The sequence below is a fragment of the Dellaglioa sp. CoH-56-MRSF-11 genome (genome assembly GCF_056782135.1).
This window is the reverse complement of sequence record NZ_JBXAYE010000062.1, coordinates 1-344: the sequence shown is the minus strand read 5'-3', so window position 1 is coordinate 344 and position 344 is coordinate 1. Positions and strand designations below refer to the sequence as shown.

Genomic DNA, 344 nt, shown 5'->3' with positions numbered 1-344 from the left:
GTACATACGTTTCCCTGCGCGTCGCGCATCTAGTACCTGACGCATGCGTTTCTTCACTCTACTGACCTTCATGAATTCTCCTAGAAGTCAACAGGACCATCATTGAAGCTAGACCTGTTGCTTGTTTGCTTCAGATAGTCCTTCAATATCTTCAGGTCCTTATCCGAGATGATGGGTTTGAATCGCGGGCTCAAGCAGCCCCACCACTCGTTAGCCAAACACCTGCGATACACGTTGCTGTCGTCCAAGAAGATACGCCAGATTGGCTCGGGCTTGCCCTCGAACGGTGTCAGCACCCGAGCCCCGCGCTGTTCTGCGTTCTCCATGTTGCTGGACATAATCAC

At 52.0% G+C, this 344-nt stretch carries 1 protein-coding gene; it reads right to left on the bottom strand.

Going from position 1 to position 344, the window contains the following annotated elements; all coding sequences use genetic code 11:
• Positions 1-80: 80 nt before the first annotated feature.
• A partial coding sequence (locus tag AC1RPT_RS07850; protein ID WP_481762994.1) for a hypothetical protein occupies positions 81-344 on the bottom strand: 264 nt, incomplete at its 5' end.